Raw genomic sequence first — 23,907 nt, 5'->3', positions numbered from 1 at the left:
CCCTCCATGTAGCCGTTGTCGGAGGTGAACGCCACGATCGTGTGGTCGAGCTGACCGCTCGTCTGGAGCTCGTGGAGCACCCGGCCGAGCTGGCGGTCGAAGGCGAAGAGCGTCTCGGCCCGCTGGCGGGAGAGCGCCAGGATGTCGGAGCGGTCCGAGTCGGTGAGCGGCTTCATCCGGCGGGTGATCCGGGCCTTGTCGCGGACGTCGCGCTCCGGCTGCCCGTCGACCGGCACGCCGAGGCCGCGCTGGATCTCGGTGTCGAAGCGCCCCTTGACCCAGTCGGGTCGCGCCGGCGTCTCCATGCCGTCGCCGATCGGGTCGTCGGACTCGACGGGGTCGCCGTGGTGCGGGGCGAGCGAGTTGAGCTGGAGATACCACGGCTTGCCGCCGCCCTCGAACTGCCGCAGCACGTCGAGGCCCTCGTCGACCAGGACGTTGGAGTTGTACTGCCCCTGGTGGCCCTCGAGCACGCCGTTGTCGTTCACGGTCGTCGCGAAGTAGTTGTAGGTGCTGCCCCACAGCGGGTTCGACATCGGCACGGGGACCGCGTCGGGCGTCGCGCGCCAGTCGTCCCAGCCGTTCGGGACGTAGGTCCACGGCGCCGCGGTCGGGTCCGCCTTGGGGGCGGCGATGCCGTAGCGGTTGAGGTACTTGCCGACGTACCCGGTCTGGTAGCCGGCTTGCTGCAGGGCGCCACCGATGGTGTGACTGTCGTCGAACGCGCCGTAGCCCCACGGCGTCTCGTGCCACCACACGTGGTGGTTGTGGGCGTACTTCCCGCTCAGGTACGACGCGCGGTTGGGGCAGCACAGCGGCGTCGGGGCGAAGGAGTTGCGGAAGTCGGTGCCGTGCTCGGCGAAGAACGCGCGGGTGTTGGGCATCCACTTCAGGTCATCGGCCCGCATGTCGTCAGTCATGACCAGGAGGATGTTGGGCTTGTCGACGCGCGGCGGCACGGGCGCCAGTGCGGGCGAGCCCGAGCCGGGCCAGGCAGGCGCGGTCGACGCAGTGTGCCGGTGGTCGGCGTTCGCGCTCTCGAGCACGTGCGCCGACGTTGCGACCGCGAGGATCGCCGCCGACACGGCGACGAGCGTGCGTGCGCGCGCCATCGTTGCCTCCCCCGAACTCACTGCGAGACTGCCGGGCCCCTCCGCCACAGCAGGAGAAAACGGTAACCGCCCAGACGGGATCTGTCCGACGAAATTCCGTTCGTCTCGTGGTGTTCCTCAGCACTAGGGTCAAGGCCATGCCGTCGCTCGTCGCCACCGACCTCGACGGCACGTTGCTGCACACCGACGGCACGGTGACGGCGTACACGCGCGAGGTGCTCGCCGAGCTCGACGCACGCGGCGTTCCCGTCGTCTTCGTGACCGGTCGGCCGATCCGCTGGATGGACGCCCTGTGGGAGCACGTCGGCGGCCACGGGCTGGCGATCTGCTCCAACGGAGGCATCGTCTACGACGTCGCGCGGCACGAGGTCCGCACCGCCCTGACGATCGAGCCGGAGGTCTGCCTGGAGGTGGGCCGTGTGCTGCGGCGCCGGATCCCGGGGACGACGTTCGCGCTGGAGAAGACCGGCGGCTTCGCGCTCTCCGAGGACTTCCGGGCGCTGGGCGTCGTGAGCCCCGACATCCCCCGCGGGAGCCTGTCCGAGATCGTCGACACCACGGTCGTGAAGCTGCTCGCGAAGCACGACGAGATGGCGCCCGATGCGTTCTGGCACCTCGTCGAGGAGTACGTCGGCTCGCTGGTGACGACGACCTGGTCGTCGTCCGGGGCGCTGGTCGAGATGAGCGCAAAGGGTGTCACCAAGGCCTCGACGCTGCAGCGGCTCGCGACCGAGCTGGGTGTGGAGGCGACCGACGTCGTCGCCTTCGGGGACATGCCCAACGACATCGACATGCTGCTCTGGGCCGGCACCTCCTACGCGATGGAGAACGCCCACCCGTCGGTACGTCGGGTCGCCACGCACGTCGCGCCTCCGAATGACGTCGACGGTGTCGCGGTGACGCTGGCCGGACTCTTCGGCCTCGAGCGGTAGTTTGGCGCCATGCGACGCCTGATCACGATCGCCCTGGTGGCTCCCACGCTCTCGATGGGCGTGGTGCTCGGCCTCTCGGCGAGCGCGCAGGCCGCCTGCGCATCAGGTCCCCTCCGCACCGAGCTGAAGGACGCTTCGCTGGTCGTGACCGGCACGGTCACCACGATCGACGAGCTCCCCGGCCGCCAGGTCTACACGGTCGCGGTCGAGCGTGTGTACGCCGGCACGGCGCACGCGACGCTCGAGGTCCAGGCCCCGACCGCAGACCGTCCCTGTGCCCTCCCGGTGAAGAAGGGCGACCACTGGCTCTTCCTCAGCCAGGGCGCAGCGAAGACGCCGGTCGTCCGCGCCGACTGGGGCAGCACCCCGCTGTCGTCCGAGGCGGCGACCGTCGTCGCGAACGTGCTGGGCTCGGGGCACCGTCCGTCGGCTGGCGGCTCCGGCACCACCGAGGTCCGGCTGACGAAGGTCGACGCCAGCGAGCCGTGGGGTTTCTGGCAGCTCGCGTTGCCGGGCGCGGTCCTGGCCGGTGGCGGCTTCCTCGTCCTCCTGCTCGCGCGGGCGCTCGGGCGCGCTCGTCACTGAGGACGCGCTGATGGGCCGCCTGCGTCGCCTCGCCGCGCTGGCCGGCGTGCTGGTCGTTGCGCTCGGCTCCCTGGTCCTGCTCTCTGCCACGAGTGCGTTCGCGTGCTCGTGCGTGATGATGGACGCCGCCCAGCGGTCACACGCTGCGGGGGAGGTCTTCGTCGGCACCATCACGCACACCGAGCGCGCCGGTGGCGGTCTGCTCGCGCGCGGTGGCGGCAGCATCGACTGGACCGTCGACGTCGACCGGGTCTGGAAGGGCGCCGTGCCTGCCACCGTGACGGTCTCGTCGAGCAGCCAGAGCACCGCCTGCGGCGTCGGTGACCTTCCGCAGGGACGTCCGGTGCTCTTCTTCGTGTCGCCCGACGCGGCAGGCTCCGCCTCCGCCCGGCACGTCAACAGCTGCGGCGGTACGGCGGTCCTGCGCGCTGATGTCGAGGAGCAGGTGACGGCCGCGCTCGGCCCGCCACATGCGCCGGCTGCCGCGTCGGACGGCTCCAGCGGCACGAAGGAGCCCAGCGTCGACGACGAGACCGGCGAACGGGCATCCCGGCTGCACGTGGTGTGGTCGGAGGTCGGCGTCACGGTCGCCGCAATGGCCGGCATCGTGGGCGTGATCGGCGTGGCCGTCTGGCTGGGGCTGCGCCTCGGTCGTCGCCGCGGCTGACGCGCACCGCGTTGCGGCCACGCGACCTGCGACCCGCGGCCACGCGACACGCGATACCCGGCTACGCGACACGACTGTGTCGCCACGGCGGACCCCATCGACCGAGGTGCTTCGCGGGAGTGCGGCACAGGTGTGCCGCTCTCACACGAAGCACTGTCGTCAGGAACGAGGCGGGTGGCGACACAGGTGTGCTGTCATCCGTCGGCGCGGCGAGCCCGACCCCTCGGGGGCCGACGCCTCAGACCTCGACGACGAGCCCGACGGCTCAGAGCCGGACGCCTCAGAGATACATGCCCGACGGGCCGGATGACTCCGTCGGCTGAACCGGCTGGCCGGGGTGCGCCAGCGGAGCGCCGTGCTCGTCGTGGTGCATGCCCGGCGGCAATGCCCGGCGCATCTGCTCGAGCTGCGCGCGCGCCGACATCTGCTGGGCGTAGATCGCCGTCTGGATGCCGTGGAACAGGCCCTCGAGCCAGCCCACCAGCTGGGCCTGGGCGATCCGGAGCTCGGCGTCGGTCGGCGTACCACTCTCGAACGGCGCGATCAGCCGGTCGAGCTCCTCGTCGAGCTCGGGCGCGAGGCCGTCCTTGAGCTCCTTGACGGACGTCTCGAGGATGCCGGCAAGGCGGGTGCGGCTCGGCTCGTCGAGCGGCGCCGACTTCACCTCCTCGAGCAGCTGCCGGATCATGCTGCCGATGCGCATGACCTTGGCCGGCTGCTCGACCAGGTCGGTGATCGGGGCGCCGTTGTCGTCACCCTCGTCGTCCGAGCCGAGGACGAAGACCTGCTCACCCTCGTCGGGCGTGGGCTGCTGCTCGCTCATGTGACAAACCCTAGTCAGGAGACGGTGAGCAGGATCTTGCCGACGTGGTCGCCGGAGTCGATCAGCCGGTGCGCCTCGGCGGCCTGCTCGAGCGGCATGACTGCGTGCACGATCGGGGTGACCTGACCGTCGGCGACGAGCGGCCAGACGTTCTCGACGACGTCGGCGCAGATCAGTGCCTTGTCGGCCGTCGGGCGGGAGCGGAGCGACGTCGCGTGGACGGCGCCGCGCTTGCCCAGGAGGGCGGCGATGTTGAGCTCGCCCTTGATGCCACCCTGCATGCCGATGATGACCAGGCGGCCTTCGGTGGCGAGGGCGGTGACGTTGCCGTCGAGGTACTTCGCGCCCATGTTGTCGAGGATGACGTCCGCACCACCGTCTGCCTTCAGGACGGCGACGTAGTCCTCGCTGCGGTAGTTGATGGTGACGTCGGCGCCCAGGTCGGCGCAGATCGCGAGCTTTTCGTCGGAGCCGGCGGTCGTGTAGACCTTCGCGCCCATCGCGCTGGCCACCTGGATGGCGTGCGTGCCGATGCCGCCCGCGCCGCCGTGGACCAGGAAGCGCTCCTCCGGCTCGAGCCCCGCCAGCATGAAGACGTTGGACCAGACCGTGCAGGCCACCTCGGGCAGCGCCGCGGCATCGATGAGCGAGACGCCCTCGGGCACCGGCATCAGCTGCCCGGCCGGCACCACCACGTGCGACGCGTAGCCGCCGCCTGCCAGCAGGGCGCAGGCCTCGTCGCCGACGGACCAGCCCTCGACACCGTGACCGAGGACCTCGACCGTGCCGCTGCACTCGAGGCCGATGATGTCGCTCGCGCCGGGCGGCGGCGGGTAGAAGCCCATCCGCTGCAGCACGTCCGCGCGGTTGACCGCGGTCGCGGCGACCTTGACGAGCACCTCGCCGGGACCCGGCGACGGGGTCGGCAACTCGCGGATCTCGAGGACCTCAGGTCCTCCGGGCTGGGTGGCGACGATCGCACGCATGCCGCGAGGCTAGCGGGGACCCTCAGGAGATCACGTCGGCGACGTCGCGGGAGTGATCGACTCCGCGGTCGTCGGGCACCTCGACCTCTGCCTCGACCTCGTCGGGATCGGGGGCGCCGGCTGGGCGCTCCCACGACTCCGCGAGGGCGGTCGCCCTGGCAGCGAGTGCCTCGACCCCGGCCTCGTCCGCGTCGGCCAGGCCGGCGGCGTACCCGAGGAGGAAGGTCGTGATCGGTGCAGCTGTGCGCTGCACCTGGTGCGACGACACACGAGCGAGGTCGAGGACCAACGCCTCGTCGACGTCCACGTCGACGTCGAGGACGTCGCAGAGCTCATCGATCCAGTCGTGGAGGTTCACGCCTCCCACACTGCTCCCGCCGGGCGGGCCCTGACAAGACCCCGATCGACGCTGACGTCCGGCGAGGTCAGGCGAGGTCGTCCCAGGAGTCGACGTCGCGCGCTTCGTCGTCGCGTGCCGGGACCGAGGCCAGGTCGAGGTCGCCGATGAGGGCGCGCAGCGAGAGCCCGAACGCCTGCTCGGGGTCGGGTCGGGCGGCCGCCAGCGCCGCGGTGTCGAGCACGTAGGCCAGCGAACGCCGCCCCTTGCCGTCGACCAGCACCGCACCGTCGCGCCCCTCGGCCGCATCACGCAGCCGGCTGATCGTGGACAGCGTCACGCGCGGCATGTCGACGGCGAGGACGACGAGCTGCCGCGGCGTACCGGCGAAGGCGTCGAGGCCGGCCAGGACCCCGGAGGCAGGGCCGCCCAGGGCGGGTTCCTCGCGGGTGAAGGTGACCGGGCGCTCTGTCGGAACCCAGGTGCCGACGACGACGACCTCGGAGGCGTCGGTGACCGCGTCGAGGGCGTACTCCAGCAGCGTCCGGCCGTGCAGCTCGATGGACGCCTTGTCGACGCCGCCCATCCGCACAGCCGTGCCACCGGCGAGGACGATGGCTCCGAGGGCCTGCGTGGTGTGGGCCTGGCCAGGTCGCGTCATGCGGGCAGTCTGGCAGGCTGGGGGAATGGCACGGGAGACGCTGACCGTCGCGGCGCTGCAGTGGGGCGCCTCGCTCGACCCTGCCGCGAATCGCGCCGCGCTGGCCGACGTGCCTGATGCGGCGTCCGCCGCGGAGCTCGTCGTGCTGCCCGAGGCCTTCGCCCGCGACTTCGGCCCCGTGACCGAACCCCTCGCGCCGTACGCCGAGGAGCAGGGCGGTGCGTTTGACGACGCGCTGTCCGGGGTCGCGGACGGCGCGTGCACCGTCGTGGCCGGGATGTTCGAGCGGTCGGACGACGAGGTGCGGCCCTTCAACACGCTGCTGGTCCGGGGCGGCGCGACTGCGGCGTACCGGAAAATCCACCTCTACGACTCCTTCGGCTACCGCGAGTCCGACCGCCTGAGCGCCGGCGACTGGGCACCGGTCGTCGTCGACGTCGCGGGCTGGAAGGTGGGCGTGCTGACCTGTTACGACCTGCGCTTCCCCGAGCTCGCCCGCGACCTCGTCGCCGCCGGCGCGGAGGTGCTCGTGGTCCCTGCCGCGTGGCTCCCCGGTCGTACGCCGGAGGAGCACGACCGCAAGGTCGACCACTGGCGCACCCTGGCCCGCGCCCGCGCGATCGAGAACGTCAGCTACGTCGTGGCGGTCGGTCAGCCGGCGCCGCGCTACACCGGCCGTTCGCTCGTGGTCGACCCGTACGGCGCCGTCGTCGCCGAGGCAGGTGCCGAAGCGGCGGAGCTGCTGGCCACGCTGGAGCGGGGAGTGCTCGACGAGGCGCGCTCCACGAACCCGTCGCTCACCAACCGGGTCCACTAACCTCGACCCGTGACGACCACGAAGCCGCTCTACCCGCTCCTCGTCGTCCGCTCCATCCTCGCGCTGCTCGCGGTGGGTGTGGTCCTGCTCGGCCTCGCTGCCGCTGACCTCGGCCCGGCCTGGCTCGACCGGGCCGGCGGCGTCGCGGTGGCCGCGGCGTACTCCGGGTTGCTGGCGGTGCGCACGGGCGGTCGTCCCGTCGTCTTCGGGCTGTGGGCGGTCGTCGTCGGTGCCGGCGCCTCGGTCCTGGCCGAGGTCGGTCCGGCGACCGGCTTCTGGGACGACGTGGCCACGGCGGTCACCACGGGCGGCGCCGTCCTCACGGCGGTGGTGAGCGCGGTCCTCGCGGTCATGCTGACGACCCCGGCAGTGCGCTCGTGGCGCGCGGCGGTCGAGGTGTTCGTCGCCTTCGCCATCGCGGGCGTCGGCTCGATGGCAGTGCTCGGCTTCCGTCCGCAGCTCGACGTCGACCGCTTCGGCTACGCCGCTCTCGCCTGCGCCTTCGCGCTGGGCTTCGGCCTGGTCTTCCGCCTCGGCGCGGGCTGGCACGGCCTCGGCCGCCGCGGCCTCCTCGTCGTGCTGGGCGGCAGCGCGGTGCTCGCCGTGACGGTCGCGTACGCCGAGCTGCTGCGGCACTACGGGACGCCCGAGCTCGTCGACGGCATCGACCGCAGCGTGCGCTGGACCCGGGACACGATCGGTGCGACGCCGCGTCCGCTGCAGGTGCTCGTCGGCGTTCCGGCGCTGCTGTGGGGCTGTCACATGCGGGCCCGCCGGCGGCAGGGCTGGTGGGTCTGCGTCTTCGGATGCGCCGCCACCGGCTCCGTGGCGACCACGCTCGTCAACATGCACACGACCTGGCTCGAGGCGGTGCTGATCCCGGCGTACTCGCTGCCGCTCGGGCTGCTGCTGGGCTACCTGGTGATCCGCATCGACCTCGCGTTCACCGGTCCGCGTGGCTCGCGGGCCCGTGCCGTCGAGCGCTCGCGCGCCGTGCGTCCGGAGCCGTCGCGGCTGCAGCCGCTGCTCTGACCCGGTGATCGAGCAGACGCCTGCTCGATCACCGGAGTGGCAGAGGAGGAGGGATTTGAACCCCCGGTGGGTCTCCCCACGACCGCTTTCAAGGCGGTTCCGATAGGCCGCTCCGGCACTCCTCCATGCCCGCCTGGACGGGCGCGGTCGAGTCTAGTCATGGGCATCGGGGAGAATTCCGGGTGTGCCCCAGGATTACCGCCTCGCCCCGCAGATCGCCGCTCGCCTCCTCGGCCTGACCCTGATGGGCGCCGGCCTCGCGATCGTGGTGGCGACGGTCGTGGCGGTCGGGTTCATCACCCAGCCCGTGATCGTGTCGATCACCGTGGGCCTCGCGCTGCTGGCGATCCTCGGCGTGATCTGGAAGCTCCGGGCCGGCACGTGGGTCGTGCGGCTGACCGACGACGGCTACAAGGTGCAGTTCGTCCGCGGTGCGGGCGTGAAGCAGGCCCGCTGGGCCGACGTCTCCGACGCGGTCACGACCGAGGTCGCCGGCGCGCCGTGTGTCGTCCTCCGGCTCAAGAACGGTGGGTCGACCACCATCCCCGTCGAGCTCGTCGCCGCCGACCGCGACGTGTTCGTGCGCGCGATCCACGACCAGCTGACAAAGCACGGCAAGGCGCGCTGAGGCCGGCCGATCCGGCGTTCGGGGTGGGCGATTCCCCGCGACCGCGCGGTGTCGGCTAGCCTGTGGCGCGCAACATTGGAGACGTCGCATAGTCCGGTCGAGTGCGCCTCACTGCTAATGAGGTATGGGGTGAAACCCATCGGGGGTTCAAATCCCCCCGTCTCCGCAGCTGCAAACGGGGTGGATCCCGAGGATCCGCCCCGTTCGCCATTTCGCGACCCGCCCGCGTTCGCTGTTGTGCCTGCGCGCGGCCGTGAGGCACGATCGTCGTGGGAGAAAGCTGGCGAAATGCGTCGGCACACCAGGGGAGCTGTCATGAAGACCAGGATCGTTCGCATCGCTGCTGCAGGACTCGCCGCGCTCGCACTGACGCTCGGCGGTGCCACCGCCGCGTCTGCCGCCTCGGCGCACCCGACCGCCCCGCAGGCGGCCGACACCAGCTGGACCTGACCGACAGGTCAGTCGGCTCGGCTGTCGGTTGCGGCTTCCTGGCCCATCCGATAGCCGAGCTGGAAGCGTGTCTGCGCGTCGTAGTCACGCTTCAGATCGGCGAGGTACGCCGCGTACGTGCGGTCGCTGACGCCCATGCGCTTCGCGCTGGCTGAGTCCGGGTGACCCTCGATCAGCATGCGGGTGGCCATGGCGCGCTGCTCCGTCGCGATCGTCGAAGCGATGTCGGCGGTGGTCTGGGTGAACGGCAGTCCGCGGTCCCAGTTCCGCTCGAAGATGTCGACGAGGTAGGCGACGAGGTTGCTGTCGCGGATCACCACCGCGGTGGTCCGCTCGCGCGCCGAAGGGATCAGCGCGACGCGGCGATCCACCACGATCAGCCGGTTGAAGAACTCGTCCAGGGTCCGCACCTCGGCGCCCTCGGCGGTCACCAGGTCGACGTACTGCCGGGTGAAGCGGGCTCGGCGCGCGGCGTGCTGGTAGATGGTGCGCAGTCGGACGCCGCGCTGGAGCGCTGCGAGGTCGCGCGCCGTGGCGTCCCGGAGCCCGGCGGCCGAGCGCCCCACCTGGGGCTGTGCGGTGAGCACCTCGTCGCGCGCCCCCTGTACGACCTGCTCGAGGAACGCGTTGAGCTGGTCGCCATGGAGCTCGGCCATCGGACCGTCGACCGAGCGGGGGTAGCGGCGGTAGGCCTGCGTCAGGTGGGAGAACGCCTGCGACCACGCGCTCGCCGCATCGACGGCCTCGGCCGCGCGCTGGCTCAGCGGCGTGACGACCGCCCCCTGCGCCATCTGTGGGTCGACCACGTCGTAGCGTCCGGCCTCCGCGCGGAGCACACCGAGCCGCACGAGCGCCGCCGTCGTGTCCGGCTCCGCCGTGACGAGCGGGTCGTCCACAGGTACGCCGCCGCGCGCCGCCACCGCCTCGAAGAGTGCCGCGCCGGCCTGCTGGACCAGACGCAGCTGATCGGGGTCGCTCTGTGCCACGGGCCCTCCTCCCGGCTCGCGCCCAACCGGGCGCTGTGCGGTCCTGATCCTGCCAGAGCGTCGGCGGGAGAGGCCGATTTCGGTTCCAGCCTGTTGGTCCGCTATTCTCTTCCAGTCCTCGCGGCAGTGCTGCGGGACGGGCGCCTGTAGCTCAACGGATAGAGCATCTGACTACGGATCAGAAGGTTTGGGGTTCGAATCCCTACAGGCGCACAAACCACGAAGGGCCCCTGACCAGCGGAAACGCTGGGACGGGGCCCTTCGGCGTTTCCGGCGATCGGCGCCGGGTGGCGTTCGTCTGGTAGCAACAGCCCGCCCGTGGCGCAGCAGGCCCTCCGCGCCGGAGCCTTGTAGAAACCATGGATCCCGAGTGCGTATGCGCCCGGTTTGGGTATTCAATGGGGATTGGTACAGATCGGGCTGTGCCGTTTGCATGCCATCTCAACGGGGGTTGAGAGGAGCGTGGATCGTCATGAGTTCTTCAGTACGCCGGCCCTCGTCGTGGCTGGCCGTCTTCTGTCTCGGGGTCTCCCTGGCGTGTGTGCCGGGGATGGCCTCGTCCCCGGCGGGTGCCGCGACCGGGTCGGACGCCTGTGGCGCACTGATCGCCAAGACCGCCGGCGGGACCTGGTCCTGCACCTTCGTCGACAACTTCGCGGGCACCACCCTCGACGCCAGCAAGTGGGCTGTGCAGGACTCGAGCCAGACCAGCTTCACCATGAACGGCTCGTGCTTCGACGGCCGAGGAGTCTCGGTCTCCGGCGGCTTCCTGCATCTCGACGTCCGCAAGCAGAGTCAGACGTGCACGACCCTGCTCGGGCAACGCGGCACTGACTACCTCGGTGCGGGCGTCTCGGCGTGGGGGAAGTTCGCGCAGACCTTTGGGAGGTTCGAGGTGCGGATGAGGTTTCCGGCGTACGCCGCCCCGGGGCTGCACGGCGGGTTCTGGATGAACCCGAAGGACCGGAGCTACGGGATCTGGCCGGGGTCGGGCGAGATCGACGTCGCGGAGTGGTACTCGCGGGCGTCCGACCACGTCTATCCCTCCCTCCACTACACGGGCAGCATCGGCCTGCTGGACACCAAGTGGGACTGCACGGTGACTGACCCGACGGCGTTCCACCGGTTTGCCGTGGAGTGGGGTCCGAACACGATCGACTTCATCTACGACCGCAAGCTCTGCTTCAGCCGGTCGTGGACGCCGCTGGACCTGTTCCCGCCGGCGCCGTTCGACCGGCCGTTCACGCTGGCGCTGGTCGCGGCCAGTGGGTCGGGCGGCAACGCGCCGACGCTGCAGACGCCGTTCCCGTCGCGCTTCGACGTCGACTACGTCAAGGCCTGGAGCTGAGCGCAGGCGGTGCCGGTTTTGTCGCTCGGTATGCTCCCGGCGCCGGTATTAGAAGGAGCACCATGCGACGGCTGATCTCACGACACCCCCTGGCGACGTTCATTCTGGGCATCGTGCTGTTCTTCAGCATCGCCGTGCCCGCGGCCGTGCATGCGGACCGCAAGGTCGACCGCGACATGGACCTCTACCACGCGTTCATTCGCCTGGGCGTCGCGCAGGCGCACGCCGTGACGGCAGGCGGCACGGTCGCTGAGCAGGAGATCACGCACGACGCTCCCGGCAAGGTGGGGCACAAGCGTTTCCATGTGCCCGAGGGTGTCGACCTCCGGGTCTGGCCGGACGCCAAGGGCTTCTGCATCGCCGGCACGAACCAGTACGGCTCGAAGACGAAGACCTACTGCGGCGCGCCGCTCGACTACCTGCCGGGCGGCCGCTTCCACTGGTGAGCCGGCGGCCAGGTCACCTCGGCGACGGAGCGGCGTTCACGACTGGTGCCGGCGCCGGAGAGGTTCGCCGCGTCGTCCGCCGGTCGCCCGATGGCGGCGATCGTGGTCACCTCCAGATGCTCCGGTACGCCGAAGGCGGCCGTGATCCCGGCCTTGTCGAACGCGCGGAACTGATGCACTGCCAGGCCCATCGCCCAGGCCTGGAACGTCAGGTGCGCCACCGCCTGGCCGAGGTCATAGTGGGCGAACTCCGAGTACTCCAGGTCCGTGTCCTCCACCCAGCGGTGGCTGATGGCGACCAGCAGCACGCTTGCCTCCGGCGCCCACTGGGCTGAGCTGCGCGCGAGATGCGGCACGAGTCGCCGGTGGTGGTCGTCCCCGCGATGCGCGACGACGAAGCGCCACGGCTGGGCGTTGCCCGCGGACGGCGCACGGCGGGCTGCATCGAGCAGCGTCGACAGGTCGGTCGGGGTGACGGTGTGGGTGCCGTCGAAGCGCAGCGGGCTGAACCGGTTGAGCGCGAAGTCGGTCAGCGGCGTTCCCGAGGTCATGGTCGGGCAACCTGATCTCCGCGCGGCTTGTTCCGGGGTGCATGGCGCCGTCCGAGGCCCCCGGGGCGGCATGGCCCGTTCGGGTCATTTGGATGACCCGTCCGGATCAGATCGGCCGGTCGGGGGCGACAGATCCGCGCTCCAGAGCGCAAGATTCTCCTGACCCCGCGGTGACCCGAGACGCCGCGGGGTCATCCCATTTCCGGGCACTCATCCGGGGACGAAACGGCGCCTGTGGACGACGCGGCGCGGACGTCCCCGCGGTGTCGGCGGCCCGTGACATCCTGCGGCCGTGACCCTGTTCCTCCACCGTGCCGAGCGCACCGACCTGCTGGCTGACGGGCTTGCGGACCTCCTGAGCGGCTCCCCGCTCGAGGACCCGTTCGCTCGCGAGCTGGTCGTCGTGCCCGCGCGGGGAGTGGAGCGGTGGCTGACGCAGCGCCTGGCGCATCGGCTCGGCACGGGTCCGTCCGGTGCCGACGGTGTCTGCGCGGGTGTCGACTTCACGAGCCCGCGCTCGCTCGTCGGCCTGCTGCTCGGCCGCGACAAGGACGACCCGTGGGACGCCGACCGCCTGGTCTGGCCGGTGCTCGCGGTCATCGACGACGCTGCGGGCGAGGAGTGGTGTGCCGTGCTCGCGGCCCACCTGGGCCTTGACGGTCCGGCCGACGACGTGCGGCGCGCGCGGCGCTACGCGGTGGCCCGCCGGCTGGCCGGCCTCTTCAGCTCGTACGCCGCCCAGCGGCCGCAGCTCGTCGCCGACTGGCGCGAGGGGCGCAGCACCGACGGTCTCGGTGGCGACCTCGCCGAGGACCTCGCCTGGCAGCCGGAGCTGTGGCGCCGCCTCGTGCAGAGGGTCGGGGGCCCGGCGCCCGACGAGCGCCACGCCCGCATCGTCGCGGCCCTGCGTGAGGGCGACGGCGACCGGCCGGGGCGCGGGCTCCAGCTGCCGCCGCGGCTCTCGCTCTTCGGCCACACGCGCATCGCCTCCACGGAGCGCGACCTGATCGCGGCACTGGCGGAGCATCGCGACGTACATCTGTGGTTGCCGCAGGCGTCCGCGGCCGGGTGGGAGCGGCTGGTGCCCGCCGCGTCGGCGGGAGCCGTTCCGCGCGATCTGGACGAGTCCGGGCTCCTCGTGGAGCATCCGCTGCTGGCCTCGTTGGGGCGGGACGCCCGCGAGCTGCAGCGCACCCTGGCCACGACCGGTGCCGTCGAGGCAGCACCGATGGTGTCGGCCAGCGGGGGCGACAGCGTGCTCGGCTGGCTGCAGCACGACCTCCGCCACGACACCGTCCCCGATGCCGCCACGCGCTCGGCGCGACGACGCGGAGAGAGCGACCGCTCGGTGCAGGTGCATGCGTGCCATGGAGCCGCCCGCCAGGTCGACGTCCTGCGGGAGGCCCTGGTCGGCCTGCTGGCCGACGATCCGACGCTCGAGCCGCGCGACATCCTCATCATGTGCCCTGATGTCGAGGCCTACGCGCCGCTGATCGCCGCGGCGTTCGGCATGGCCGACGTGGGTGGGCAGGGGCATCCGGGGCACCGGCTGCGGGTGCGGCTCGCCGACCGCGCCCTCTCCGCGACCAACCCGTTGCTCGGGCTCGCCGCCACGCTGGTGGAGCTTGCCGGTGGACGGCTCACCGCGACCGAGGTGCTCGACCTCGCGGGTGCCGCGCCGGTGCGGGCGCGCTTCGGCTTCGACGACGACGAGATCGACCGGCTGCGCGGCTGGATCGCCGAGTCCGGCATCCGCTGGGGGTTCGATGCGCGTCACCGCGGCCGCTACGGGCTCGACCTCGGCGCCAACACCTGGGTCGCCGGCCTGGACCGGGTGCTGCTCGGGGTGGCGCTGGCGGGAGACGAGCACCGGTTCCTCGGCGCGGTGCTTCCGGTGGACGACGTCGGCTCCGGAGACATCGATCTGGTCGGCCGGTTCACCGAGCTGCTCGACCGGGTGCATGCGTTCACCGCGGCGGCCGATGCTGCACGCGGCGTCGACGAGTGGGCACGTGTGCTGCGCGACGGCGTGGCCTCGCTCGCGCGGGCCGAGGAGCCGTGGCAGGTCGCGGAGTTCGAGCGCGAGGTCGGTCGGCTCGACGATGGTGCGGCCGCGACGCACCTCGGGCTCGCCGACGTACGCGCCCTGCTCGCGCAGCGACTCGGCGGCCGCCCGACGCGGGCCAGCTTCCGCACCGGCACGCTCACGGTCTGCACGATGGTGCCGATGCGTTCCGTGCCGCACCGTGTGGTGGCGCTGCTCGGCCTCGACGACGGGGTCTTCCCGCGCACGACGATCACCGACGGCGACGACGTCCTCGCGCGGCGCCCTGTCACGGGCGAGCGCGACGCGCGTGCCGAGGACCGCCAGCTCCTGCTCGACGCGATCATGGCGGCGGGCGAGTCGCTCGTCGTGACCTACACCGGTGCCGGCGAGCACACCGGCTCGCCGCGACCGCCGGCCGTGCCGCTGGGTGAGTTGCTCGAGGCCGTCGCGCTGACGACGGACGACGACGTCTCCGACCTGCACGTCCACCACCCGCTCCAGCCGTTCGACGAGAAGAACCTCGTGGCCGGCGCGCTCGTCCCGGCGCAGCCCTTCAGCTTCGACACCGCCGCCCTGGTCGGCGCGGAGGCGTCGCGAGGTGAGCGCGCGGAGGTCGGAGTGCTCTGCCCGGAGCCGCTGGCCGAGCTGTCAGTGGTCCCGGCTGACGGGTCGTCGGCGCTGCCGGTCGAGATCGCCCTCGCGGACCTCAAGGCGTTCTTCCAGCACCCGGTCCGCGGGTTCCTCCGCGACCGGCTCGGCCTCGCGGCTCCGCTGTCGGCCGATCCGCTCGCCGACGCCGTGCCGATCGAGCTCGGCCCGCTCGAGCGCTGGGCGGTCGGCGACCGGCTGGTCCGCGACGTCCTTGCGGGGATGAGCCCGGCCGACGGCATGACCGCCGAGCAGCTCCGTGGCCTCCTGCCGCCGGGCGCCCTCGGGGTCCGCGAGCTGCGCGACGTGGTCAAGGCCGTGCAGCCGCTCGTCACCCAGGCGATGCACCTGCGCGTGGGTGACCCGCGCTCTCTCGACATCGACGTGGTGCTGCGCGTGCGGGATCGCGACGTCCGGCTGACCGGCACGGTCGCCGACGTCTTCGGGCCGGACCTCGTGACGGTCACCTACTCCAGCCTCGGCGCGAAGCAGCGGTTCGACGCCTGGCTCGACCTGCTCGCCCTCTCCGTCGCGCATCCCGACCACATGTGGCGCTCGCATGCCCTCGGCAAGCAGCGGTCCGGGGCCCAGCGAGCCCTGGCCGGTCCCCTCGACAACCACGCGGAGCACTGGCTCGCCGACGTCGTCGACGTGTGGCTCCGGGGCCAGGTCGAGCCCCTGCCGCTGCCGCCCAAGACCGCCCTCGCGTACGCCGAGGAGTCCGCGCGACTGCGTCGCGGCGCCGATGCACGGCCCGACGAGGCCGCCGCGAAGAAGTGGGTCACCGACCCGTTCAACGACCTCGGCATCCCCGGCGAGGACGCCGACGCGTGGCACGTGCGCGCCTTCGGTGCCCACGCGGCGTACTCGGTGCTGACGGGGGAGCCGCGCGCCGACGAGCGGTGGGACGAGCACGAGCGCCACCGCCTCGGTCAGTACGCCTGGCGCCTGTGGGGCCCGCTGGTCTCCGGAGCCGAGCTGGTGAGGGCGCTGTGATGGTCGCGACCGACATCGACCGCTTCGACATCCGCGGTCCGCTGCCGACGGGCACGACCCTGCTCGAGGCGAGCGCCGGCACGGGCAAGACGTGGACGATTGCCGCCCTTGTCACGCGCTTCGTCGCCGAGGGCCAGGCCCGCCTCGAGGAGATGCTCGTCGTGACCTTCGGTCGTGCGGCGAGCCAGGAGCTCCGCGAGCGTGTCCGCGCCCAGCTGGTCCGGGCAGAGCGGGCGCTGGCCGCGCCGGCCTCCGTCACTCCCGGGGAGGACGAGCTGGTGGACCTTCTCCTCGACGCCCCGGAGGCCGAGCTCGCGCTGCGCGCCCGTCGGCTGCGGCAGGCGCTGGCCGACTTCGACGTGGCGACGATCGCGACGATCCACCAGTTCTGCCAGCAGGTGCTCCGCGGGCTCGGCGTCGCCGGCGACTCCGATGCGGGTGCGCAGCTCGTCGAGGACCTCGACGACCTGCTGGTGGAGGTGGTCGACGACCTCTACCTCCGCGCGTACGCCGGCGCCGACCCCGCCGCACAGCAGGGGCCTGCGTTCTCCCGCAAGGAGGCGCTGGCGCTGGCCCGCGCCGCGGTCGCCGATCCGCGTGCCCGTCTCGAGCCGTCCGCAGCGGCCGCTGGATCGACGCCGGCGCTGCGGGTCTCCTTCGCGCAGGCGGTGCGTGCCGAGTTCGAACGACGCAAGCGTCGCCTCGGGCTGCTCGGCTACGACGACCTGCTGGGTCAGCTGGCCGACGCGCTGGTCGCGCCGGAGGGCGTGGTCAGCCCCGCCGCGCAGCGGATGCGCGGCCGGTGGAAGGTCGTGCTGGTCGACGAGTTCCAGGACACCGACCCGGTGCAGTGGCAGGTCTTCGATCGGGCCTTCTCCGGTCACGCCACGATGGTGCTGATCGGCGACCCGAAGCAGGCGATCTACGCGTTCCGCGGTGGCGACGTGACGACCTATCTCGCGGCCGCGGAGACCGCACAGGTGCGGGCGACGCTGGGCGTCAACTGGCGCTCCGACTCCGACCTCCTCGACGCACTGCAGGTGATGCTGCGCGGCGCAGCTCTCGGCGACGACCAGATCAAGGTCCACGACGTCGAGGCCCACCACCGGGGGAGTCGGCTCGAGGGTGCCGGTGCGGCGTTCCGGCTCCGGGTGCTGAGCTCCCAGGAGCTGGGCATGTCCGATCGCCGCAGTCCCGCGGTCGCGGCGATCCGGGCCCACCTCTGGCCCGACGTGGCTCGTGACATCAAGCAGGTACTCACCTCCGGAGCCCGCTTCGACGGGCGGCCGATCGCGCCCGCTGACGTCGCCGTCCTGGCCCACAAGCACAGCGACCTGGCCGCCATCCAGACGGCGCTGGCCGATCTCGGCGTACCTGCTGTGGTGGCGGGCAACGGCAGCGTCTTCTCCACGCCCGCCGCGCTGGAGTGGCTGACGCTCGTCGAGGCGCTCGAGCAGCCGCACCGGATCGCGCGGGTGCGGTCGGCGGCGCTGACGTCGTTCGTCGGTCACACGGCGGCTGAGCTGGCGGCGGGTGGCGACCTGCTCACCGACGAGGTCGCCGACAGGATCCGCACCTGGTCCGAGCTCGCCACCACCCGCGGCATCGCCGCGGTCATGGAGGCCGCTGTCACCGGTGGCCTGACCGCCCGGGTCCTCGGCCGCGTCGGCGGCGAACGACTGCTCACCGACCTTCGCCACATCGGTCAGGTGCTCCACGAGGTCGTCGGCGAGGAGCGCCTTGGCCTGGTCGCCCTGGCCGGCTGGCTGCGCGACCAGATCGCCGACGACCGGCCCGACGCCGGTGGCGAGCGGACCCGGCGACTCGACTCGGATGCGGCCGCCGTGCAGCTGGTGACGATCCATGGGTCCAAGGGCCTGCAGTACCCCGTCGTCTACGTCCCCTCCCTGTGGGACCGGTTCCCGCGCGATCCGGCGGTCGCGCTCTTCCACGACGCCGACGGCACGCGGTGCCGCAACGTCGGCGGCGCCGGGCCCGAGTGGGGCGGACACGTCGCTCAGCACCTCCACGAGGAGGCCGGCGAGGCGCTGCGGCTGCTCTATGTCGCCCTCACGCGCGCCCAGTCGCAGGTCGTCGCGTGGTACTCCCCGGCGCCGCGCAACGCGCCCACCTCGGCACTCCACCGCCTGCTGCTCGGCCGGCGCCCGGGCACGGCTGCGGTGCCCGACAGCCACGAGATCGAGACCGCCGACGTCCTCGTCTCCAAGCTCGACTGGTACGCCGCCAACGGTGGCCCGCAGTGGGAGCCCGCCGTCTGGGCGACCGTTGCGGAGGAGCCGCTCCCGGCATCGGCGGCGGCGCTCGTGGTCCGCACCTTCGACCGAGCGATCGACACGGCGTGGCGGCGCACGTCGTACTCCGCGCTGACCGCTGTGGAGACCACCACCCCGACGGCGGCCGACCTGAGCGAGCCCGAGGCGGTCCCGCGCGACGACGAGCCGGAGCTTGCCGCGGACCTCGACACCGCCCCGGCGGAGAGCGCGGCGGAGAGCTCACCGACCATCGAGATGCCGATGGGGACGCTGCCGATGGGCGCCACGTTCGGCTCCCTCGTGCATGCCGTGCTCGAGCACGCCGACCCGGCGGCTCCTGACCACGACGGCGACCTGCGTGCGGAGCTGCTGCGCCACATCGACGAGCAGCTCGGCTGGTGGCCGGTCGCCCTCGATCGCGAGCTGCTCGCTGACGCCCTCGTGGCCGTCTGCGACTCCCCGCTCGGGCCGCTCGCCGGCGACCTGACCCTGCGCGAGGTGGGTCGCGCCGACCGGCTTTGCGAGCTCGACTTCGAGGTCCCGCTGGCCGGCGGCGACCTGGCGGACGCAGGTGGCGCGAGCCCGCGCCTCGACGACCTGGGGCCGCTCCTGGAGAAGCACCTGCCCGACGGTGACCCGGTCCGTTCCTACACGGCCGCGCTCGCCGATCCGGCGCTTGGCGGCCAGTCGCTCCGCGGCTACCTGACCGGATCGATCGACGTCGTGCTGCGGGTCGGGAGCGGTGACGAGCTGCGCTTCCTCACCGTCGACTACAAGACCAACTGGCTCGGTCAGCCCGGGCAGGACCTGAGCGTCGAGGACTATCGCCCGGACGCGCTCGACGCGGCGATGGGCCACTCCGACTACCCGCTCCAGGCGCTGCTCTATGTGGTCGTGCTCCACCGCTACCTGCGCTGGCGGCTGCCCGGCTACGACCCGGAGCGCCACCTCGGTGGGGTGCTCTACCTGTACCTCCGCGGCATGGTCGGCCCGACGACGCCGCGCGATGGTGAACGGCCCTACGGCGTCTTCGCCTGGCAACCCCCGGTGGCACTCGTCGAAGCCGTGTCCGACCTGCTTGACGGGAGGAAGGCATGACCACCGGCATCTGGGAGTCCGACGACGTCTGGGACGCACGTCGCGCGGTCAACGCGGGCGACGAGCTCGCGGCGTACAACGAGGCGGGTGTGCTCGAAGCCGCCGACCTCCACGTCGCGCGGCGGGTCTGCGCCATCGCGGGCGACCCCGACCCGCGGAGTGCGCTGGCGGTCGCCCTCGCCGTGCGTGCGGTCCGGCACGGGTCGGTCTGCGTGGCCCTCGACGAGATGGCCGCGCTCGCCCCCGAGCTCCCGTGGCCGGCGACCGAGGCCTGGCAGGCCGCGCTCGCCGCCAGCCGTGTGGTCGCTGCGCGCGCCGTCTCCGTCGAGCATGGTCTGGTCTACCTCGACCGCTATCGCGCACAGGAGCAGCAGGTTGCGGACGACCTCGTTGCCCGCAGTGCGCGCGAGGCGCCGTCCGTCGACGCCGGCCTCCTGGCGGCCGCGCTCGACCGCCTCTACCCGGACGAGCAGTACGCCGAGCAGCGCGCGGCGTGCGCCGGTGCGGCGACCCGCTGGACCACGGTCCTGACCGGTGGCCCCGGCACCGGCAAGACGACCACGGTCGCGCGGATCCTGGCGGTTCTGACCGAGCAGCTCGGACCCGATGCCCGCATCGCACTCGCTGCGCCGACGGGCAAGGCGGCGGCTCGCCTCCAGGAGCAGATCCTCCAGGCCGGCAGTGTGCTGCCGGCCGCCGACGCGGCACGGCTCGCGGGGCTGCGGGCGACGACGATCCACCGGCTGCTGGGATTCCGCCGCGACAACCACACGCGGTTCAAGCACGACCGGAGCAACCGGCTGCCGCACGACCTGGTCATCGTCGACGAGACGTCGATGGTGTCGCTGACGATGATGGCCCGGCTGCTCGAGGCGGTCCGTCCGGACGCCCGGCTCGTTCTGGTCGGCGACCCCGACCAGCTTGCCTCGGTCGAGGCAGGCGCGGTGCTCGACGACCTGGTCGGCGGCTTCCGCGGCCGCGCGGATTCTCCCGTGGTCGAGCTCGGCACGGTGCACCGGTTCGGCGCGACGATCGGCGAGCTCGCCGCGGCCATCCGCGACGGCGACGCCGATGCCGCGATCGCGGTGCTGCGTGCGGGCCACGACGACGTCCGGTGGATCGACTCCGACGACCCGATGGTCATCGGCCGGTCGATCCGTGAGACGGCCCTGCCTGCCGCACGGGCGGTGCGAGAGGCCGCGAAGGTGGGCGATGTCACGGCGGCACTCCAGGCACTCGACCGGCATCGACTGCTCACCGCGCACCGCGACACCGTCCGCTGGTGGAACTCCCGCATCGAGCAGTGGCTCCGCGACTCCGAGCCCGACGCCACCGACCTCGTGCGCGACCGGATGTACCTCGGTCGCCCGCTGTTGGTGACCCGCAACGACCAAGGTCTCGGTCTGCACAACGGGGACACCGGCGTTGTGGTGCAGGGATCCGAGGGTCGTGCGCGCGCCGTGCTGGCAGGCGCTGCGGGGCCGATCGACCTGGCCCCGGGTCGCCTGGCCGACGTCGAGACGATGCACGCGATGACGATCCACAAGAGCCAGGGAAGCCAGGCGCACGAGGTCACCGTCCTGCTCCCGGATGCCGACTCGCGGCTGCTCACGCGCGAGCTGCTCTACACCGCCGTGACCCGCGCCCAGGGTGTCGTGCGTCTCATCGGCAGCGAGGAGTCCCTCCGGGCAGCGCTCGCGCGGCGGGCCCAGCGGGCAAGCGGATTGCAGCGAAGGCTCGCCGGGTCGTTAGATTCTGCTACCGAAACCCCTACCCGGAGGTAACTCATGACGAGCCCGCTGCGCGCGGCCGCCCTGGCGGCGGCGTTCCTCGGTGCTTCCGTCCTGTCCTCCTGCGGTGGCGGCGACGCGTCCCACGAGCCGACCAGCACGTTCGGCAAGCAGACCGCCGCGCAGATCAGCGAGGCGGCCAAGGGCGACATGGGTGGCGTCCGGTCGCTCACCATCGACGGCACCGCTGCGGACCGCACGTTCCATGCCAGCCTGGACGACGAGGGCAACTGCGTCGGCTGGGTCAAGGCCGACGGCGGCACGGCGAAGTTCATCGAGAACGCCGACGGCTCGTTCGTCCGCGCCGACGACGCCTACTGGCTGGCGCAGGCCTCGACCGCGGCGGACACGGCTCGCGTGAAGAAGGCCCTCAAGACCTGGGACGGCCGCTGGGTGCGGAGCCCGCGCGGCAAGGACGCCCTCCGGACCGCGTCGTACTTCCTGCCGGAGTGCGACTTCGCGTCGTTCGTCCCGGCCCTCACCGCCGTTGACCGCACCCTCGCCACCAAGGGCGAGGAGCGCGAGATCGACGGCGTCGACGCCGTCTCCCTGGTCGCCGACCAGTCCGGCGTCACCTCGACGATGTGGGTGGCGACCGACGCGCCCCACCGTGTCGTCGAGCTGACCCAGTCCGGCGACGACGCCGCGACGTACAAGCTCGGCGACTTCGACGAGCCCCTCGACATCACGACCCCCGACCCCGACGAGGTGTTCGACCTCGCCGCAGCGAACAAGAAAGCGGAGTAACCCATGAAGCGCACCCTGTACAGCCAGGACCACGAGGACTTCCGCGGCGCGGTTCGCACGTGGCTCGAGCGGGACGTCATCCCCAACGGCGAGGAGTACATCGCCAACAAGGCGCTGCCGCGTGAGTTCTGGCTGAAGGCCGGCGAGAACGGCTTCCTCGGCCTCGCCCTCGACGAGGAGTACGGCGGCGCCGGCGACTTCCGCTACAACGCGGTCCTCGCGGAGGAGCTGGCCAAGGTCAACGCGGCTCTCCCGACCTGCGTCGGCATCAACTCCGACATCACCGCGCCGTACATCAACGAGCTCGGTACCCCGGAGCAGAAGGAGCGCTGGCTCCCGGGCGTCGCGTCGGGCGAGATCGTCCTCGCCATCGGCATGACCGAGCCGTCGGGTGGTTCCGACCTCGCCGCGCTGAAGACCACGGCCGTCCGCGACGGCGACGAGTGGGTCATCAACGGCTCCAAGACCTTCATCACCAACGGCTACTCGTGCGACATCGTCATCGCCGCCGTCCGCACCGCTCCGGAGCTCGGCCCGAAGGGCATCACGCTCTTCGCGATCGAGGCGACCAAGGAGGGCTTCTCGCGCGGCCGCAAGCTCGACAAGGTCGGCATGGAGGAGTCGGACACCTCGGAGCTCTTCTTCGAGAACGTCCGCGTCACCGACAACGAGATCATCGGCGAGCTCAACAAGGGCTTCATCCACATGATGATGAAGCTGCCGCAGGAGCGCGTCGCCTGCGCGATCGCCAACACGCACCACGCCAAGCAGATCCTGCTCGAGACGATCCAGTACGCGACCGACCGCCAGGCGTTCGGCCAGTCGATCGGCAAGTTCCAGCACCTGAAGTTCAAGATGGCCGAGATGGTCACCGAGATCGAGGTGCTCGAGGCGTACATGGACAAGTGCACCGAGGCGCACGCTGCCGGCGAGCTCACCCCGGTCGAGGCCGCCAAGGCCAAGTGGTACTCCTCCGACGTCCAGGGCCGCATCCTCGACGAGTGCGTCCAGATCCACGGTGGCTACGGCTTCATGAACGAGTACCGCGTGGCCCGCGCCTGGCGCGACGCCCGCGTCACGAAGATCTGGGCCGGTTCCAACGAGATCATGAAGGAGCTCATCGGCCGCGAGCTCGGCTTCTGAGTTCTCCGCATTGCGCCGTACGACGGCCGGTCACCCCGAGCGGGTGGCCGGCCGTTTGCGTACCGCCGTGCGGCGGTGGACGTCGGTGAAGTGTTCGTCCGGTGTGGTGCGGGGCCACCACGACCACTCCCGGCCGCCACTCGGCCCCGGGAGCCGTCGTCCTGCGAGGGCCTCGAACCACGGGCCGGCTTGCGCCATCTCGAGCACCGCTCCTCCCGCCTCAGGTCTCGCCCCGACCACGTCGAACCCTCCCGCGACGAAGCCCGCGACTGTCACGAGGCACGGTGTCGGTTGTCCGTTGCGCGCACGGACCACGATCCAGATCAGGGCTGACCGGCCCAGCGGCAGCGGCCGTGCCGCAAGATCGTCGGGGTTCCACCCGGCCCGCGGATCGACCCCGCGGTGCTCCCGCAGCACGAGCACGCTTCGCTCGAGCCATGCGGTCGCGTCGGCCCACCGTCGCCGGGCGAGGGCGCCGACCGCCTCGGAGTCGTAGCCGAGCATGCCGCCCACCGGCGTCGGCGGGCCAGCGAGACCGCAGGCAAGGGCGAGCCGTGCCTGTTCGCGGGCGAGTCCCGCGGTGGCGAGGATGCGGCATGCCGCGCGGGCCGAGATGAGTGCGGGCGGGATGGGTGGTGGCGGGACGGTTGCGCAGGTCATGCGGCAACCGTCGCCGCGTTCACCGCCCTGCGCCACCAGCTAGCGGCCCACCTGTGGATTCGGATGGTTCACCGCTGATCCGGCCGTGACAGCCGAGGTGAGGTCTGGTGGGTCGTGTGTAAGTGAGGCCAGCTGGCCTCACTT

General features: G+C 72.0%; 22 protein-coding genes and 3 tRNA genes. 16 read left to right on the top strand and 9 right to left on the bottom strand.

Annotated elements, in window-relative coordinates:
• Positions 1–1,112 (bottom strand): sulfatase-like hydrolase/transferase (locus EPD65_RS13975; protein WP_165873015.1); only part of this gene is annotated, 1,112 nt, incomplete at its 3' end.
• A 137-nt stretch (positions 1,113–1,249) separates the two neighbouring features.
• Here EPD65_RS13975 and EPD65_RS13970 point away from each other — a divergent pair.
• From EPD65_RS13970 to EPD65_RS13960, 3 genes are read left to right on the top strand one after another with little or no spacing between them, the layout of a single operon-like run.
• The gene (locus tag EPD65_RS13970) at positions 1,250–2,044 is read left to right on the top strand and encodes an HAD family hydrolase (protein ID WP_131585184.1); all 795 of its coding nucleotides are present in this window, start codon (positions 1,250–1,252) and stop codon (positions 2,042–2,044) included.
• 9 nt (positions 2,045–2,053) lie between these two features.
• Positions 2,054–2,629 carry a hypothetical protein gene (locus tag EPD65_RS13965; protein ID WP_131585182.1) on the top strand — a complete coding sequence of 192 codons (576 nt, stop codon included), beginning with the start codon at positions 2,054–2,056 and terminating at the stop codon, positions 2,627–2,629.
• 10 nt (positions 2,630–2,639) lie between these two features.
• Positions 2,640–3,296 (top strand): hypothetical protein, encoded by a 657-nt coding sequence (locus EPD65_RS13960; RefSeq protein WP_131585180.1) that lies wholly within the window; start codon positions 2,640–2,642, stop codon positions 3,294–3,296.
• A gap of 280 nt (positions 3,297–3,576) precedes the next feature.
• On the opposite strand, the gene EPD65_RS13955 is transcribed toward EPD65_RS13960, so the two are convergent.
• The 4 genes from EPD65_RS13955 to mobA all read right to left on the bottom strand — a co-directional run bounded on the left by EPD65_RS13955 (position 3,577) and on the right by mobA (position 6,103).
• Complete coding sequence (locus EPD65_RS13955) at positions 3,577–4,119, bottom strand: bacterial proteasome activator family protein (RefSeq protein WP_131585178.1); 543 nt, start codon at positions 4,117–4,119, stop codon at positions 3,577–3,579.
• Positions 4,120–4,133: 14 nt separating this feature from the next.
• Positions 4,134–5,105 carry an NAD(P)H-quinone oxidoreductase gene (locus tag EPD65_RS13950; RefSeq protein WP_131585176.1) on the bottom strand — a complete coding sequence of 324 codons (972 nt, stop codon included), beginning with the start codon at positions 5,103–5,105 and terminating at the stop codon, positions 4,134–4,136.
• 22 nt (positions 5,106–5,127) lie between these two features.
• Entirely contained in the window at positions 5,128–5,463 is a 336-nt protein-coding gene (locus tag EPD65_RS13945; protein WP_131585174.1) for a DUF6457 domain-containing protein, read from the bottom strand.
• A gap of 67 nt (positions 5,464–5,530) precedes the next feature.
• Positions 5,531–6,103, bottom strand: a complete 573-nt coding sequence (mobA, locus tag EPD65_RS13940) for a molybdenum cofactor guanylyltransferase (protein WP_131585172.1) — start codon at positions 6,101–6,103, stop codon at positions 5,531–5,533.
• A gap of 25 nt (positions 6,104–6,128) precedes the next feature.
• On the opposite strand from mobA, the gene EPD65_RS13935 reads away from it, so the two are divergent.
• Both EPD65_RS13935 and EPD65_RS13930 read left to right on the top strand, forming a co-directional pair.
• Positions 6,129–6,920: a nitrilase-related carbon-nitrogen hydrolase gene (locus tag EPD65_RS13935; protein WP_131585170.1), complete on the top strand. Its 792-nt coding sequence runs from the start codon at positions 6,129–6,131 to the stop codon at positions 6,918–6,920.
• Positions 6,921–6,929: 9 nt separating this feature from the next.
• Complete coding sequence (locus EPD65_RS13930; RefSeq protein WP_131585168.1) at positions 6,930–7,952, top strand: hypothetical protein; 1,023 nt, start codon at positions 6,930–6,932, stop codon at positions 7,950–7,952.
• Positions 7,953–7,989: 37 nt separating this feature from the next.
• On the opposite strand, the gene EPD65_RS13925 is transcribed toward EPD65_RS13930, so the two are convergent.
• Positions 7,990–8,077: transfer RNA gene (locus EPD65_RS13925), tRNA-Ser, on the bottom strand.
• Between the two features lie 59 nt (positions 8,078–8,136).
• Here EPD65_RS13925 and EPD65_RS13920 point away from each other — a divergent pair.
• The 3 genes from EPD65_RS13920 (at position 8,137) to EPD65_RS16685 (ending at position 9,030) form a co-directional block, all read left to right on the top strand.
• Positions 8,137–8,580 carry a hypothetical protein gene (locus tag EPD65_RS13920; RefSeq protein ID WP_131585166.1) on the top strand — a complete coding sequence of 148 codons (444 nt, stop codon included), beginning with the start codon at positions 8,137–8,139 and terminating at the stop codon, positions 8,578–8,580.
• A 77-nt stretch (positions 8,581–8,657) separates the two neighbouring features.
• Positions 8,658–8,746, top strand: a tRNA-Ser gene (locus tag EPD65_RS13915).
• A gap of 149 nt (positions 8,747–8,895) precedes the next feature.
• Entirely contained in the window at positions 8,896–9,030 is a 135-nt protein-coding gene (locus EPD65_RS16685; protein WP_279387570.1) for a hypothetical protein, read from the top strand.
• Positions 9,031–9,038: 8 nt separating this feature from the next.
• Here EPD65_RS16685 and EPD65_RS13910 read toward each other — a convergent pair whose 3' ends face one another.
• The gene (locus EPD65_RS13910) at positions 9,039–10,016 is read right to left on the bottom strand and encodes a phospholipase D-like domain-containing protein (RefSeq protein WP_131585164.1); all 978 of its coding nucleotides are present in this window, start codon (positions 10,014–10,016) and stop codon (positions 9,039–9,041) included.
• Between the two features lie 140 nt (positions 10,017–10,156).
• On the opposite strand from EPD65_RS13910, the gene EPD65_RS13905 reads away from it, so the two are divergent.
• The 3 genes from EPD65_RS13905 to EPD65_RS13895 all read left to right on the top strand — a co-directional run bounded on the left by EPD65_RS13905 (position 10,157) and on the right by EPD65_RS13895 (position 11,810).
• Positions 10,157–10,229 (top strand) — tRNA-Arg (locus tag EPD65_RS13905).
• Positions 10,230–10,488: 259 nt separating this feature from the next.
• Positions 10,489–11,364, top strand: coding sequence for a glycoside hydrolase family 16 protein (locus EPD65_RS13900; protein ID WP_165873014.1), 876 nt, complete (start codon positions 10,489–10,491; stop codon positions 11,362–11,364).
• A gap of 62 nt (positions 11,365–11,426) precedes the next feature.
• Complete coding sequence (locus EPD65_RS13895; RefSeq protein ID WP_131585160.1) at positions 11,427–11,810, top strand: hypothetical protein; 384 nt, start codon at positions 11,427–11,429, stop codon at positions 11,808–11,810.
• Here the strand turns inward: EPD65_RS13895 and EPD65_RS13890 are convergent.
• Positions 11,780–12,361, bottom strand: a complete 582-nt coding sequence (locus EPD65_RS13890; protein WP_131585158.1) for a nitroreductase family protein — start codon at positions 12,359–12,361, stop codon at positions 11,780–11,782. The two genes, EPD65_RS13895 and EPD65_RS13890, sit on opposite strands and share 31 nt — an antisense overlap.
• 292 nt (positions 12,362–12,653) lie before the next feature.
• Here EPD65_RS13890 and recC point away from each other — a divergent pair, with 292 nt between their 5' ends.
• From recC to EPD65_RS13865, 5 genes are read left to right on the top strand one after another with little or no spacing between them, the layout of a single operon-like run.
• Complete coding sequence (gene recC, locus EPD65_RS13885; protein ID WP_131585156.1) at positions 12,654–16,052, top strand: exodeoxyribonuclease V subunit gamma; 3,399 nt, start codon at positions 12,654–12,656, stop codon at positions 16,050–16,052.
• Positions 16,052–19,423: a UvrD-helicase domain-containing protein gene (locus tag EPD65_RS13880; protein WP_207891563.1), complete on the top strand. Its 3,372-nt coding sequence runs from the start codon at positions 16,052–16,054 to the stop codon at positions 19,421–19,423. Before recC ends, EPD65_RS13880 begins: the two co-directional genes overlap by 1 nt.
• Positions 19,420–21,207, top strand: a complete 1,788-nt coding sequence (gene recD / locus EPD65_RS13875; RefSeq protein WP_131585154.1) for an exodeoxyribonuclease V subunit alpha — start codon at positions 19,420–19,422, stop codon at positions 21,205–21,207. The genes EPD65_RS13880 and recD overlap by 4 nt, the downstream gene beginning before the upstream one ends.
• Positions 21,208–21,210: 3 nt before the next feature.
• Positions 21,211–21,960, top strand: a complete 750-nt coding sequence (locus tag EPD65_RS13870; RefSeq protein WP_131585152.1) for a hypothetical protein — start codon at positions 21,211–21,213, stop codon at positions 21,958–21,960.
• 3 nt (positions 21,961–21,963) lie between these two features.
• The gene (locus tag EPD65_RS13865) at positions 21,964–23,103 is read left to right on the top strand and encodes an acyl-CoA dehydrogenase family protein (RefSeq protein WP_131585150.1); all 1,140 of its coding nucleotides are present in this window, start codon (positions 21,964–21,966) and stop codon (positions 23,101–23,103) included.
• 30 nt (positions 23,104–23,133) lie between these two features.
• Here the strand turns inward: EPD65_RS13865 and EPD65_RS13860 are convergent, their stop codons facing one another.
• The gene (locus tag EPD65_RS13860) at positions 23,134–23,763 is read right to left on the bottom strand and encodes a hypothetical protein (RefSeq protein WP_131585148.1); all 630 of its coding nucleotides are present in this window, start codon (positions 23,761–23,763) and stop codon (positions 23,134–23,136) included.
• Between the last annotated feature and the right edge of the window lie 144 nt (positions 23,764–23,907).

The organism is Nocardioides jejuensis, assembly GCF_004337475.1.
Taxonomy (GTDB): domain Bacteria; phylum Actinomycetota; class Actinomycetes; order Propionibacteriales; family Nocardioidaceae; genus Nocardioides; species Nocardioides jejuensis.
This window is presented reverse-complemented; position numbering and strand designations above follow the sequence as displayed.